Below are 12,835 nucleotides of genomic sequence, written 5' to 3'. Positions count from 1 at the left end.
GATTCCCGGGCCAGCTCAAAAACGCGTTTCCGCAGCGTGCTGCCGCCCGATCACCGCCGGTCACGCGGCGTACGCCGCACCGGCGCCGGGGCATCGCCGGTCATAGACTCGCAGCCGTGCACGACCTGCCTCCCCTCGCCCGCTTCGGCGGCCTTCTCGCGACCGATCTCCGAGATGTCACCACTGATCCCGCCGCCCTGGACTCCACCGGCTTCTGGGCGGTGACGGCCGATTTCGAAGGCCGTCTCGTCTGCGCGCGCTTCGGGGACATACGCCCCGACCCGGTGCCCGCACCCGTCCCAGGCGCCTGGCGCGGCCCCGACGCCGACGAATGGACCTCCTCCCTCGGCCGCGACGCCTACATCGCGGGCGTACGCCGCATCCGCGCGCACATCGAGGCGGGCGAGGTCTACCAGGCCAACCTCTGCCGCGTGATGTCCGCGCCGCTTCCCGACCCGGCGGGCGCCGACGTGGACGCCCTGACCGCGCTGCTCGCGCGCGGCAACCCGGCCCCGTACGCAGGAACGATTCGGCTGCCGGCCCACGGCGTCGAGATCGCCACCGCGTCCCCCGAGCTCTACCTGCGCCGCACCGGCCGCCTCGTCGAGTCCGGCCCGATCAAGGGCACCGGCCGCACCGCCGCGGATCTGCTGCCCAAGGACCACGCCGAGAACGTGATGATCGTGGACCTCGTACGCAACGACCTGGGCCGGGTCTGCGCCACCGGCTCCGTCACCGTCCCCGAACTGTGTGTGCTCGAAGAGCATCCGGGCCTCGTCCACCTCGTCTCCACCGTCGCCGGGGAACTCGCCGACGGCGCCGGCTGGCCCGAGCTGTTCGCCGCCACCTTCCCGCCCGGCTCCGTCACCGGAGCCCCCAAGTCCTCGGCCCTGCGGATCATCGAGGCCCTCGAGACCGCCCCGCGCGGCCCCTACTGCGGAGGCATCGGCTGGGTAGACGCCGACCGCGGCACCGCCGAGCTCGCCGTGGGCATCCGGACCTTCTGGATCGACCGCAAGGCCCCCGGCGGCCCCCGGCTGCTCTTCGGCACCGGCGCCGGGATCACCTGGGGCTCCGACCCCGACCGCGAGTGGGCGGAGACCGAACTGAAGGCCGCCCGGCTGCTGCGGGTAGCGTCGGGAGCCATCGAAGCGAACGCGCTCGAAGCGCGGACGGACGAAAACGGGAGGACCGTACGGTGAGGATCTGGCTCGACGGAGCACTGCGGGACGCCGACGAAGCGAAGGTGTCCGTGTTCGACCACGGCCTCACCGTCGGCGACGGGGTCTTCGAGACGCTCAAGGCGGAGCACGGCACGACCTTCGCGCTCACCCGGCACCTGGAGCGGCTGACCCGCTCCGCCCGCGGCCTAGGCCTGCCGGACCCCGACCTGGACGAGGTGCGCCGCGCCTGCGCCGCCGTACTGGAGGCCAACCCGCTGCCGCTCGGCCGGCTGCGGGTCACCTACACCGGAGGTGTCTCTCCGCTCGGCTCCGACCGGGGCGACGCCGGCCCGACCCTGATCGTCGCCCTCGCCGGGACCACCCGCCGCCCCGACACCACCGCCGTGGTCACCGTCCCGTGGGTGCGCAACGAGCGCTCCGCCGTAGCGGGCCTGAAGACCACCTCGTACGCCGAGAACGTGGTCGCGCTCGCTGCCGCCCACCGGGCGGGCGCCTCCGAGGCCCTCCTCGCCAACACCGTCGGGCGGCTCTGCGAGGGAACCGGCTCCAACGTGTTCGTCGTCCTCGACGGGCAGCTGCACACCCCGCCCGTCTCCTGCGGCTGCCTCGGCGGCATCACCCGGGCCCTGGTCGCCGACTGGTGCGGGGCCAAGGAGACCGACCTGCCCCTCGAAGCGCTGGAACAGGCGGAAGAGGTCTTCCTGACCTCCTCCCTGCGCGACGTCCAGGCCGTCGTACGGATCGACGGGCGCGAGCTGGGCTCCGCCCCCGGCCCCGTCACCGCCGAAGCCATGCGGATCTTCGACGCCCGCTCCGCCGAGGACACCGACCCCACGTCCTGACCGGGGCCGGACATACCCACTGTCATTCGGGTCGCGGGGCGGGTAGAACTCGACTGATGACCACCACCCTGCGGCCGAGCGGGCCGCTTCAGCAGAGCACCGGCGGGGCGCGCTCGCGCCCGTACGAGATCCGCGTCAACAGCAGGCGCGTCGGCGCTCTGCTGCTCGCCGCCGACACCCCCTTCGGGCCGACGGTCGCCGAGATCCGCGATCTCACCGTCGAAGAGCCCGACCGCCGGCGCGGCCGGGCCACGGTGGGCGCGCTCGCCGCCGAGGAAGTACTGCGCGGCTGGGGCTGCCGGCGGGTCCGGATCTCGGTCCCGGCCGACTCGGCGGGCGGACTGCGGCTGGCAGGCTCCCTCGGGTACGCCGAGTACAGCCGCAACATGGCCAAGGAGCTTCCGGCCGAGCCGCCCGCCCTGTCCGAAGGGGTGGCCGGCCGCCCGATGGGGGAGGCCGAGTTCGAGACCTGGCACTCGGCGGCGCTGGAGGGCTACGCGCAGAGCTGGATCAACCGCGGCATGCCGGCCGGGGCCGCGCACACGAAGTCGGCGAACGACCACGCGTCCATGCTGCCCCTGGGCCTGGCCACCCCGGACGTCAGCTTCAGCGTGCTGGAGGCGGCCGGCGTCCCCGTAGGCACCGTGTGGGTGGCGCCGAACGGCCAGGACTCGTACGTCTTCGATGTCGCGGTCGACGAGGAACACCGCGGCCGCGGCTACGGCCGGGACCTGATGCTCCTCGCGGAACGCACCGCCCTCGCCACCGGCCACCGGGTGCTAGCCCTGCACGTCTTCACCGACAACGTCCCGGCCCTGCGGCTCTACGAGTCCCTCGGCTACCGGACGACGAACTTCAACTACGCCAAGGACCTGATCTAGCGCCGTGACCGGGGAAGCCCACCGGGTTGCGACGCGCGGGCGCCGTCCTTCGGATCAGGCCGGGCCCGCGGCGAGCAGCCGGTCGGCGATCTCCACGATGCGCTCGCGCAGGCCCTGCTGGCTCTTGCCGCCGTCGAGCCGCTCCCCGTCGATCACGTACGTCGGGGTGCCGGTCACGCCGATCGCCTTGCCCTCGGCCTGGTCGGCGTCCACGATCAGCATGTGCCGGCCGTCGATCAGAGCGGTGTCGAACTCCTCGGCGTCCAGGCCGAGCTCACGCGCCACGTCGACCAGTACGGGCTCGCCGCCCTTGGCGAGGTCCGCGGCACGGGCCAGTACGGCCTCCACGTAGGGCCAGCCCTGCCCCTGCTCGATGGCCTCCTCCGCGGCCTGCGCGGCGGCGAAGGCGTGCTTGTGCTTCTCCAGCGGGAAGTGGCGCAGCCGGATGTCCAGCCGGTCGCCGTAGCGGGCCCGCAGGGCGCGCACGTCGTCCAGGGCGCTGTGGCAGTCCGGGCACTGGAGTTCGCACCAGACGTCGAGGATCACGGAATCGGTCATACGGACAGTCTCCCAGCCCGCGGGGCCGAGCCCGGACCGGGACCTCGGGAGGAGACGGGACCCGGAGATGTCCCGGAGATCCGCCCGCGGCGGGCTCCGGCCGTGGCCGGAGCGAGGGTCGCCGGTGCAGGATGGATGGGGACACAACGCCCGGCCCGCCGGCCGGGTCCGACTGATCGAACCGCTCCTGGAGGCCCCGCATGCTCGCCGAGACCATTTGCTCCGCGGTATCCGCGGCGGGCCTGGGCATCGCCGCGCTGACCGCCTACCGCAAGCGATTCCTCGCGGCCACGCGGATCGCGGCGTACTCGCTGGTGCCCGTCGGCCTGGTGATGACGGGCGTCGTGCAGTGGGCGGCCGGGATCGTCTTCAATCCGACCGTCTGGGCCGGGTTCGCCGTGCTGGGACTGGCCTGGCTGCTCTTCATGACCACCCGCGCGATAGAGCGGCGCGGACTCGGTGCGGGGGATCTCGGTGCGGGGGAGGGGGAGGGGGCTCGGAAGCGGTCGAAGGCCGCCAAGGGCCGGCCCGCCCAGGAGGCAGTGGCCCCGGCCGCCTCGGCCCCCTCGCTGGGTGACGGAGCCCGTCCGCGGTCGACCCAGGCCGCCGCTCCCGCCGAGGACTTCTCCGACATCGAGGCGATCCTCAAGAAGCACGGCATATGACCGCGGCAGGCGTGGCCCCGGTCGCCCGGGATCCGCGGGGATCCGGGCCGGGAACCACCTGAACTGACGGGATCCGATGAACTCACGCGCTCCGTCTGGCGTGTTGAGCGGTGCGCGGCGGTCCGCTGCGCCATCATCGCCCCGACATGCTCGACACAACGCCGGGTGAGCCGGCTGTTCCCGCGCCGGCCCCCGTTCCCGTCGCCGAGGAGCCCAGAGGCTGCCTCTTCGCGCTCTCCCAGCCGCCCCTGATGATCTTCCTAGGCGTTATCGGCGGCTTGTTGCTGCTCGCCGCCCTGCACGATCTCTTCCTGCTCTGACCGCCCTGACTGCTCTGAGCCCGGCTCCGCCTCCAGCTCCGATTTGCGCCGGGCCCGGTAGGCGGCCACGTGCAGCCGGTTCCCGCAGGTCCGGCTGTCGCAGTAGCGCCGTGAGCGGTTGCGGGACAGGTCGACGAAGGCCCGCCGGCAGTCCGGGGCCTCGCAGCGGCGCAGCCGCTCCTGTTCGCCCGAGACCACGATGAAGGCCAGCGCCATTCCGCCGTCGGCCGCCAGGTGGTCGCCCACCGAGGCGCCCGGGGCGAAGTAGTGCACGTGCCAGTCGTAGCCGTCGTGGTTGGTCAGCTGCGGGGTGGTGCCGGCCGTCGCGACCAGCTCGTTGATCAGCACGGAGGCCACACGCGAACTCGGCGTCGCGAAGACCTGGGCGAATTTGCCGCGCACCGTCCGCACGCCCGCGAGGTCGCGGGCGCTGAGCTCGCCGACGTCGCTGATCGCGTAGTCGTGGACGAACCCGCGCAGCGCGGTCACGTCCGACAATCCGTCGGGCTGCTCCGTCTCGACCGAGGTGTTCACCAGCGCGACGACGACGTCGAGCGCGCGACGGGTGTCGTGGGGGATCTGCACGGGGTCTCCCTGAAGGGCCGGGCCTGCGGTGACGGGCTGCTGCCGCCGCTGGTGGCCGACTCTAGCGGGTCACCCCAAAGCGCACCGGCGCCGTCCACGCGGGTGGCTTCCGCGTGAACAGCGCCGGCACTTCCGTATGTGGTTGTCCGCCGTGCACCGTCGCCCCGAGTCGGACGGTGTCGTGCGGCCCCCGGGCTCAGCCGGGGGAGGGTTCCCTCTGTGTGCCTGGCTCAGGATTCGGCCAGGATGTGGGAGAGCTCCTTGTCGAGGTCGAAGTGCCGGTGTTCGGTTCCTGGTGGAACCGCGGCGTCCGTCCGCTTGAGGAACGACTCCAGTGCTCGGGCGGGTGCTTCGAGCAGGGCTTCTCCCTCCGGTGAGCTCAGGGCGATACAGACGACCCCCTGACCGTGACTGCGGGACGGCCAGACACGGACGTCGCCGGTACCGGTGGGCCGGTGAAGGCCCTCGGCGAGGAGGTCGCGGGCGAATACCCATTCGACCGTCTCCTCGGCGCCGGTGTGGAAGGTGGCGTGCACGGCGTAGGGGTCGGCCGTGTCATACCGCAGGCCCGCGGGAACAGGCAGTGAGGACTCGCTCGACACAACGAGGCGCAGGTGCAGCTCGCAGCTGACCGTGGTGTTCATAAGCGCCAGGGCCTTTCGCTCAGTGTGCGCTCGGGGATTCGCACGTCGGCGAAATCGACATGCCACCTACGGTGCCGTTGTAAACCCCTCTGACCGTTTTGCGGACCTCTGGGTCCCTCGAACGGCGGATCCAAACCGCCGTTCGCGTGTGCTCGGGTCTCCGGTAGATTCGACCCCATGAACACGGGGAGTGACCGCGAGGCCAACGAGCCCGCAGCCGAGTCCGCAGCAGAATCCGCGGCAGGGGCCACCGGCGGATCCGGCGCCGGGACCGACGCCGGGACCACGGACGAATCCGCCAAGGAATCCACCACCGCCGAGGCGCCGCACGTCTCCAAGGCGCCGGCCTTCGTCAAGGCCCGCAGGGGCCTGCACCTGAGCTGGCAGGTCGGCGTCTTCGTCGTCGGCCTCGCCGTCATCGGCGCGGGCATCGCCATGCTGGTCCTGCCCGGCCCGGGCTGGGTGGCGATCTTCGCCGGCCTCGCGATCTGGGCCACCGAGTTCGCCTGGGCCCACCTCGCCCTGCGCTGGACCAAGCGCAAGGTCAGTGAAGCCGCCCAGAAGGCCCTGGACCCGAAGGTCCGCCGCCGCAACATCATCCTGACCGGCATCGGGCTCGTGATCGCGGGCGTCCTGATCGGCTTCTACCTGTGGAAGTACGGGCTCGTGCTGCCCTGGCACCGCGACGTGGAGTGACCTGCCCGCCCATGGCGGAGAGCACCGCTGACATGCGGTAATGTTTGCGGTGCGTCCGGGCGATTAGCTCAGTGGGAGAGCACTTCGTTCACACCGAAGGGGTCACTGGTTCGAACCCAGTATCGCCCACCCGGACCAGAGGCCCGGAGACTTTCACAGTCTCCGGGCCTCTGGCGTTTCACCCGTCCGGCCCCCTCCCCGGCCCCTGTCGGGCTACCTCAGCCGGCCGATCGCCTCCCGCAGCCGACGGGCGTCGCGCAGCCGCTTCTCGTAGGTGGCACCCACCGCCAGCAGCAGCACCCCCGCCAGGGCCGGCGGCAGCCAGCGGGGCAGCGCGTCCACCACCTGGACCACGTACGGGGTCAGCTCGTGCAGCGCCACCGCCACCAGCGTCGCGCCGCCCAGCAGCAGCGGCGCCCGGAGCCGGCCGCGGGCGCCGGCCAGGGTCACCGCGAGCGCGGCCGCCCCCAGCAGCAGCGGCCGCAGCCAGTGCGGGTCGCCCCACACCGCGAGGGTGCTGGGCAGCAGGGTCGCCGCCAGGCCGGGACCGTACGCCGTCCAGGACCCGGCCTGCGGGTCCCGGCGCCGCCGTGCGAAGCCCACGGCCAGCGCCGCCGCCGTCACCGGCAGGGTGTACGCCTCCGGCACCGTGACCTCCGAAGCCGCGAGCCGCACCCAGGTCGCCGCGAGGAACAGCGCCCCGGCCGGCCAGCCCGCCGCCGACCGGCGCTCCGGCCGCACCGCAGCCCCCGCGCACACCACCCCGGCCAATGCCAGGACCAGCGCGAGCACCGGCGCGTCCCCGGTGGCCAGGGCCACGGCGAGAAGACCCGCCGCGGCCGCCGCGGCCTCCGCCGGCACCCGTACGACACCGAGCCGCGGCCCGAGCGCCGCCACCACCGCCGGGACCACCAGCACCGTCGGAGCCCACCAGGCCACCGGCCGCTCCAGCAGGGCGCCCAGCGCCACCGCGAGCAGCGCCGCGTACCCGACGGCGAGCGCCGCCGCCCCCGAGCGGGTCCACAGCGGGGCGGGCCGGTACGCCGCGCCCGCCGCGCAGGCGGCCCCCAGCAGGGAGAACACCCCGAAGGTGGCCAGCCGGCCGTCCAGGGCCGCCACGGACACGCTCCCGGCCCCCGCCAGCGCGCAGGCCGCCGCCGCGATCCCGACACCCGCGGGAACCGCGCCGCCGACCGCCGCCGTGGACCGCAGAGCCAGTGCCCCCGCCGCCAGCGTCACCGCGAGCTGGGCCGCGAAGACCAGGCCCGGGGCCGGGTCGAGCACCACCGGGGCCGTGAACAGCGCCGCCCAGCCGAGGACCACCGCCGCCACCCCCGGCTCCGCACGGCCCGGCACCGCCCGGACCAGCCACCACGAAGCCACGGCCGTCAGCAGCAGCACCACCAGTGCCGCCGCCCCCGGGCCGTTCCCGGCCACCGGAGCGGGCGTCGTCACCGACCACACCTCCGCCAGCACCCGCAGCCGGCCCAGCAGCACCGTCGCCACCCATGCCGAGGCGGCCACCGCCTGCAGCGCGGCCACCCCCGCACCGGCCAGGGCCAGACCGCGCCGAACCCCACCCGGCAGCACGGTGACCCGTACCGCCCCCAGCAGGGCCAAGGCCACCACCAGGTATCCCACCGCCGCCCAGGGCGGGCTCAGCTCCGTCGCCGCCGGGCCGCCCAGTGCGGCCACCGTCGCGAGGCCGCCGGCCGCGGCGAACGCCACCGCCGTCCCGGCGGTACGCCACGCCACCGCGACCGCCATCACGGCGACCGCAGCCAGCAGCGCCGACGGACCCAGCGCCGCGCCCGCCGAACCCGCCGCCACCGACTCCGCCAGACCCGTCAGCAGCGCCGCCGCGCCCAGCACCGCACCCGCCGCCCCCGCGAAGGAGGACCAGCGCCCAGGCCGGAGCAGCGCGAGCCCGGCGTCCAGGGCCGCCATCGCCAGCAGAGCCCAGCCCAGCTCCAGACCCGTCGCCCCGGCGGCCAGCGCCGCCAGCGGCAGCGGGAGCTGGGCCGTCAGCAGCGCCGCGGGCACGGGGGCCCGGAGCGCCGGCAGCGCCCGCCCGTACGAGGCCCACGCCGCGGCCAGTACCGCGGCCGCGCCCGCCGTGTACGCCGTGCCGTCCACCTCCGGCATGCCGACGGCGTACAGCGCGTACGCGTCCAGCACCGTCAGCAGCAGACCGACGGAGGCCACCGCCTCGGCCGTCGAGCGCAATCCCCGGCGCAGCAGACCCACCGGGGCGCCCAGCGCCGCCGCCGTCACCGCGGCGAGCACCGCGCTGCGCCCGGCGATGCCCAGGGAGCCCCAGCTGACCAGCGTGAACGCCAGCGCCGCGACGGCCAGCAGCACCGCGCCGAGGACCAGCAGCACGTTCTGCGCACTGGGACCCGAGGCCTCCGTCGCCCGCGCGGGCACGGGCGGGCGGGCCGGCGCACCCCACGCGAGGGGGGTCTGAGCGCCCAGCAGCCACGCCCGGCGGCTCAGCAGGAAGTGGCGCCGGGAGTCTAGTTGGATCAGTTCACGGTCGATGAGCGCCAGCTCCTCGGCCGGCGGCAAGGGGTTGTTCATGGTTCGGATTGTGGTGCCCGTCACCCCGTCAGGACATGGGTGCGCGTACTCATCCCGGGATGAGTTCCGGCTGAGTACCGGGTGCGCGCCCCCGCCGCGCGCAAGACTGGAGTCATGGACCCGAGCAGCCGCAGCGGCGGCGCGGACGGCGCCGACAGGACCCGCGCCGGCCACCCCGCGCCCCCCGCCAACCCCGTTGACCGCTGGACCCGTTACCGCTTCCGCAACGTGTGGGACCTCGACGCCCCGCCCGCCCGCGTCTACGCAGCCCTGGAACGTCCCGAGTCCTACCCCCTGTGGTGGCCCCAGATCCGCGCCGTCGCCCCCGGCGCCGACGGGAACAGCGGCACCGCCCTCATCCGCTCCGCCCTCCCGTACACCCTGCGCGTGAGCGCGGCCGAGCGTCTGCGCGACCCCGCGCGCGGAATCCTCGAGGTCGCCCTGCGCGGGGACCTGGAGGGCTGGGCGCGCTGGACCGTACGGGCGCGGCCTGGTGGGACACGCGCCCTGTACGAGCAGGAGGTCGAGGTGCACCGGCCCCTCATGCGGTTGCTCGCGCTCCCCGGGCGGCCGGTGTTCCGGCTCAACCACACCCTGATGATGCGGGCCGGCCGGCGCGGGCTCGACTCGCATCTGGCGGCCCGGCCGGAAGCGGTTTGAACCAGCCCCGGGCCTTCTGTATTGTTCAGTCCGTTCCCGGGCGATTAGCTCAGCGGGAGAGCACTTCGTTCACACCGAAGGGGTCACTGGTTCGATCCCAGTATCGCCCACCGGGACAGGCCGGTCCGTCTGATGACGGACCGGCCTTCCGCATGTACGGAGGCTCGCGAGGAACCGCGAAGCCCCCGGTGAGGACCTCGCGAGGACCCCCGCCCCCTCACGCCGCCGCAGGCATCTCCGGCCGCAGCGGCCAGTGCGGATTCACCGATTCCGGTGTGCCCTGCCGCGCGAACCACGCCTGCAGCCCGCGCGCCTGAGCCGCGTGCCACACCTGTTGCAGCGTGTGCAGCTCTCCCGGAGTCAACCGCTCCAGCCGGCCGGCGAACCTGCGCCCCACGGCCCGTACGAGTTCCAGGGACGCCAGTGCGTCCGCACCGGCGTCATGGGCCCCCTCCAGTTCTATTCCGTAGTGCGCGCACAGATCCGTCAGCGTCCGGCGTCCCTTGCGGTAGCGGTCCAGATGCTTGTCCAGCACCCGCGGATCCAGCACCGTCAGCGGCCTGTTGTCCAGGTACCGGGCCAGCGAAGAAGCCCGGTGCCTGCGCAACTCCCGGTCCAGCAGCGTCAGATCGAACGGCGCGTTCATCACCACCACCGGACGGCCCGCCACCTGCTGCTCACCGAGCGCGCGGGCTATCTCCTCCACCACCGGCGCGGGCCAGCGCCCGTTGTGCTGGAGGTGTTCATCGGTCAGACCGTGCACTTCCGTGGCCCCCGGAGGTACCGGGATGCCGGGATTGACCAGCCAGCGCGTCGAGCGGATCCGGCCGCCCGCGCACTCCTGGACGATGAGCGCGGCGGAGACGATCCGGTCCCGCTCGACGTCCACCCCGGTCGTCTCAGTGTCGAATGCGGCCAGCGGGCCCTCATACCAGCGTGTCATGGCGAACTCCTCGTCACCCGTCGGCAGATGGCCCCACCCGGGCATCGCGCCCCAGGCCCCGCCACCCTTGCCCGAATCGGTGATACCCGGGCTCTTTGCCCCGTACGCCGTTTGCGGCACGCCGACTGCGGAGACAACTCAACTGGGGGACCGCACACATGACCGGTCGTCAACCCCGACACCCTGACACGTACGTGAAGCGGCCTGACACGGCCGAGCCCGGAAGGCATGGGGAGCCGGCCATGGCGCTCGCGCAGCCCGAACCGGGCGGGGTGCTCGCAGGGCAGATCGATCCGCGGACCGACCCGCGGAACGGACCGCTGCGCGGCACGCTCGCCACCACCGCCTGCATGGAGACCCTCCAGGTGGGATACCTGCACGCCGTCGTCGCCGCGGCCGGCTGCTCGCTGTCCCAGCCCTTTCCCGACAACGGCATCGACTGGCACGTCAGCCACGGCGCCCCCGAGCACGTCGTCGACGACGAGGTGACCATCAAGGTCCAGCTCAAGGCGACCTACCAGATACCGCCCAGACCGGCCGGGCCCACCTTCGGCTTCACCCTCGACAACGAGCACCTGGTGAAGCTGGCCCGCTCCCCGGTCGCCGTGCACAAGATCCTCGTCGTGATGCTCGTCCCGCGGGAACGCGACCAATGGCTGGGCGCCGGACACGACCGGCTCGACCTGCGGCACTGCTGCTACTGGACCAATCTCGCCGGGCACCCCGTGACCGGCCGGCGCCGGACCACCGTACGGATCCCCACCACGCGGATCTTCGACGACCGGGCGCTCTGCGAGATCATGACCCGGGTCGGGTCGGGAGGGACACCTTGATGAACTGGCAGTCACCGCACCTGGAGCCGCTGTCCGCACCGGAGTTCGCCGCGGACGCCCCCGATCCCGCGCAGGTCGACCCGCTCGTGCTCGGTGCGCTGCTCCACCGGCACGGCTGGCTGCGCCGCGGCGGGGCGGCCGGACGGTACGGGCGCTGGACGCCGCCCGCCCCGTACGCCACGGGCAGCGGCGGCGCCAGCCTCCTCGTCCCCGAGAACCGGGCCTTCCCCGACTGCGCCGACCTGCTCGAAGAGGCGCTCGCCGCGCTCTCCCGCAGCGCGCTGCCGTCGGCGCGCGAGGTCCTGTACGGGCTGAGCGTGCCGAGCGACGAGATCCGCTGGGAGCGCGAGATCCCGCGAGGGGCCCACGGACTGCAGGGCGAGGCCGACTGGACGCTCCAGGAACAGCTCCGCTCGGCCGCGCGCCAGCTGCTCCTCGCCGGGGCCCTGGCCGACCGGGCGCGGGCCGGCTACTACGGAGCCCGGCACCGGGGCCGGGCGGAGCGGGCGCTGGACGGGATCCTGGTCGGGCCGGCTCCGGGCGGGCGGCGGCTGACGGCGTACGTCCCCGTCGACGGCGGCCGGGGCACCGTGACCCGGCTGCACCACGCGCTGCACGCCGCCCGTGAGGCCGTGGACTACCGGCGCGCCACCGGGGGCATGGAGGCCTTCGACGCGGCTGTCGAGGCCGGGGTCAGCAGGGAGCTCGCCGAAGCGCTCATCTCGCTGGTCCGAGGCTCGGAGGGGGCCCGGGTGGCCCTCGCGTGGGCCCCGGCGGCGGGCGTCCCGGCGGGGTGCGCGGCCCGGCCGGAGCCGGTGGAGTTCTCGCCCGGCGACCTCCCGGTGCTCCGCGAGGCGGCGGCGCGGTACACGAGGGACGAACCGGCGGTAGCCGTCCGGGTGGCGGGCGCGGTGGTCCGGCTGCGCAGATCGGCCCCGGGCGGTGGGGGCACGGTCCGGCTGCGGGTCCTCGCCGGGGCGGAGATCCCGTACGTCCGGGTCGTGCTCGACGAGGAGTCCTACCGGGTGGCGGGCCACGCGCACCTGGTCGGACTGCCGATCCGGGTCAGCGGGCGGCTGCAGCGGCGGGGCGGTTTCCGGCGGCTGACGGACGCCGCCGACGTCACGCCGGTGCCCTTGGACGAGGTCGAGCGGGACCGTCTGATGAAGTCCCTGGACGGGGACGAGGCCCTCGACCCGGGGGACGTCCTCCCGTCGGACGACTGACCCGTTGCCGGGGGCGGACCGCTGCCGCTGCGCGGGACCCCGTCCCCTACCCGCCCTTCCACCGTTCCCCGGGCTCCGCCCGGACCCGGTCCTCAAACGCCGGACGGGCTGAAAGATCAAGCCCGCCCGGCGGTTGAGGACCGGGCGCCCCGGGCGGGGCGACGAGTAACCGTTTAGGGGCGGAGCCACTCCGCTCGGTACGATTCAGGCGCGCAGTG

At 73.9% G+C, this 12,835-nt stretch carries 13 protein-coding genes and 2 tRNA genes; 10 read left to right on the top strand and 5 right to left on the bottom strand.

The annotated features are described in order from the left end of the window. Positions 1–116: 116 nt before the first annotated feature. The 3 genes from OTB20_RS02265 to OTB20_RS02255 are packed head-to-tail and all read left to right on the top strand — an operon-like array spanning position 117 to position 2,907. On the top strand, positions 117–1,202 hold the full coding sequence (locus OTB20_RS02265) for a chorismate-binding protein (protein WP_267814804.1): 1,086 nt from the start codon (positions 117–119) through the stop codon (positions 1,200–1,202). Beyond that, entirely contained in the window at positions 1,199–2,026 is an 828-nt protein-coding gene (locus OTB20_RS02260) for an aminotransferase class IV (protein WP_267814803.1), read from the top strand. The genes OTB20_RS02265 and OTB20_RS02260 overlap by 4 nt, the downstream gene beginning before the upstream one ends. A 56-nt stretch (positions 2,027–2,082) precedes the next feature. Then, positions 2,083–2,907, top strand: a complete 825-nt coding sequence (locus OTB20_RS02255) for a GNAT family N-acetyltransferase (RefSeq protein WP_267814802.1) — start codon at positions 2,083–2,085, stop codon at positions 2,905–2,907. A gap of 54 nt (positions 2,908–2,961) precedes the next feature. Here the strand turns inward: OTB20_RS02255 and OTB20_RS02250 are convergent, their stop codons facing one another. Continuing rightward, positions 2,962–3,465 carry a DsbA family protein gene (locus OTB20_RS02250; protein ID WP_267814801.1) on the bottom strand — a complete coding sequence of 168 codons (504 nt, stop codon included), beginning with the start codon at positions 3,463–3,465 and terminating at the stop codon, positions 2,962–2,964. A 200-nt stretch (positions 3,466–3,665) separates the two neighbouring features. On the opposite strand from OTB20_RS02250, the gene OTB20_RS02245 reads away from it, so the two are divergent. Beyond that, positions 3,666–4,130: a hypothetical protein gene (locus tag OTB20_RS02245; RefSeq protein WP_267814800.1), complete on the top strand. Its 465-nt coding sequence runs from the start codon at positions 3,666–3,668 to the stop codon at positions 4,128–4,130. Between the two features lie 260 nt (positions 4,131–4,390). Here OTB20_RS02245 and OTB20_RS02240 read toward each other — a convergent pair whose 3' ends face one another. Further along, a complete protein-coding gene (locus OTB20_RS02240) occupies positions 4,391–5,035 on the bottom strand; it encodes a CGNR zinc finger domain-containing protein (protein ID WP_267814799.1) in 645 nt (214 codons plus the stop codon). Positions 5,036–5,265: 230 nt separating this feature from the next. Beyond that, positions 5,266–5,679: an SsgA family sporulation/cell division regulator gene (locus OTB20_RS02235; protein WP_030011909.1), complete on the bottom strand. Its 414-nt coding sequence runs from the start codon at positions 5,677–5,679 to the stop codon at positions 5,266–5,268. Positions 5,680–5,856: 177 nt separating this feature from the next. Here OTB20_RS02235 and OTB20_RS02230 point away from each other — a divergent pair, with 177 nt between their 5' ends. Continuing rightward, on the top strand, positions 5,857–6,375 hold the full coding sequence (locus OTB20_RS02230) for a TIGR02611 family protein (RefSeq protein ID WP_267814798.1): 519 nt from the start codon (positions 5,857–5,859) through the stop codon (positions 6,373–6,375). Between the two features lie 57 nt (positions 6,376–6,432). Then, a tRNA-Val gene (locus OTB20_RS02225) sits at positions 6,433–6,504 on the top strand. A gap of 84 nt (positions 6,505–6,588) precedes the next feature. Here the strand turns inward: OTB20_RS02225 and OTB20_RS02220 are convergent. Continuing rightward, positions 6,589–8,955, bottom strand: a complete 2,367-nt coding sequence (locus tag OTB20_RS02220; protein WP_267814797.1) for an SCO7613 C-terminal domain-containing membrane protein — start codon at positions 8,953–8,955, stop codon at positions 6,589–6,591. Between the two features lie 114 nt (positions 8,956–9,069). On the opposite strand from OTB20_RS02220, the gene OTB20_RS02215 reads away from it, so the two are divergent. After that, positions 9,070–9,615 carry an SRPBCC family protein gene (locus tag OTB20_RS02215; protein ID WP_267814796.1) on the top strand — a complete coding sequence of 182 codons (546 nt, stop codon included), beginning with the start codon at positions 9,070–9,072 and terminating at the stop codon, positions 9,613–9,615. A gap of 38 nt (positions 9,616–9,653) precedes the next feature. Further along, positions 9,654–9,725: transfer RNA gene (locus OTB20_RS02210), tRNA-Val, on the top strand. 107 nt (positions 9,726–9,832) lie between these two features. Here OTB20_RS02210 and OTB20_RS02205 read toward each other — a convergent pair. Then, positions 9,833–10,558 (bottom strand): 3'-5' exonuclease, encoded by a 726-nt coding sequence (locus OTB20_RS02205; RefSeq protein ID WP_267756822.1) that lies wholly within the window; start codon positions 10,556–10,558, stop codon positions 9,833–9,835. 242 nt (positions 10,559–10,800) lie between these two features. Between OTB20_RS02205 and OTB20_RS02200 the strand changes: the two genes are divergently transcribed. Both OTB20_RS02200 and OTB20_RS02195 read left to right on the top strand, forming a co-directional pair. Further along, a complete protein-coding gene (locus OTB20_RS02200) occupies positions 10,801–11,391 on the top strand; it encodes a DUF4365 domain-containing protein (RefSeq protein ID WP_267814795.1) in 591 nt (196 codons plus the stop codon). Beyond that, complete coding sequence (locus OTB20_RS02195; RefSeq protein ID WP_267814794.1) at positions 11,391–12,617, top strand: hypothetical protein; 1,227 nt, start codon at positions 11,391–11,393, stop codon at positions 12,615–12,617. Before OTB20_RS02200 ends, OTB20_RS02195 begins: the two co-directional genes overlap by 1 nt. Positions 12,618–12,835: the final 218 nt, after the last annotated feature.

Source organism: Streptomyces sp. H27-H1 (genome assembly GCF_026627445.1).
In the GTDB taxonomy this organism is placed as follows: Bacteria; Actinomycetota; Actinomycetes; order Streptomycetales; family Streptomycetaceae; genus Streptomyces.
This window is presented reverse-complemented; position numbering and strand designations above follow the sequence as displayed.

What these genes read in the sequence shown, in the direction of transcription:
- OTB20_RS02195 (WP_267814794.1), top strand. Translation starts at nt 11,391, where the DNA reads ATGAACTGGCAGTCACCGCACCTGGAGCCGCTGTCCGCACCGGAGTTC.
- OTB20_RS02220 (WP_267814797.1), bottom strand. Translation starts at nt 8,955, where the DNA reads ATGAACAACCCCTTGCCGCCGGCCGAGGAGCTGGCGCTCATCGACCGT.
- OTB20_RS02250 (WP_267814801.1), bottom strand. Translation starts at nt 3,465, where the DNA reads ATGACCGATTCCGTGATCCTCGACGTCTGGTGCGAACTCCAGTGCCCG.
- OTB20_RS02215 (WP_267814796.1), top strand. Translation starts at nt 9,070, where the DNA reads ATGGACCCGAGCAGCCGCAGCGGCGGCGCGGACGGCGCCGACAGGACC.
- OTB20_RS02200 (WP_267814795.1), top strand. Translation starts at nt 10,801, where the DNA reads ATGGCGCTCGCGCAGCCCGAACCGGGCGGGGTGCTCGCAGGGCAGATC.
- OTB20_RS02245 (WP_267814800.1), top strand. Translation starts at nt 3,666, where the DNA reads ATGCTCGCCGAGACCATTTGCTCCGCGGTATCCGCGGCGGGCCTGGGC.
- OTB20_RS02235 (WP_030011909.1), bottom strand. Translation starts at nt 5,679, where the DNA reads ATGAACACCACGGTCAGCTGCGAGCTGCACCTGCGCCTCGTTGTGTCG.
- OTB20_RS02255 (WP_267814802.1), top strand. Translation starts at nt 2,083, where the DNA reads ATGACCACCACCCTGCGGCCGAGCGGGCCGCTTCAGCAGAGCACCGGC.
- OTB20_RS02230 (WP_267814798.1), top strand. Translation starts at nt 5,857, where the DNA reads ATGAACACGGGGAGTGACCGCGAGGCCAACGAGCCCGCAGCCGAGTCC.
- OTB20_RS02205 (WP_267756822.1), bottom strand. Translation starts at nt 10,558, where the DNA reads ATGACACGCTGGTATGAGGGCCCGCTGGCCGCATTCGACACTGAGACG.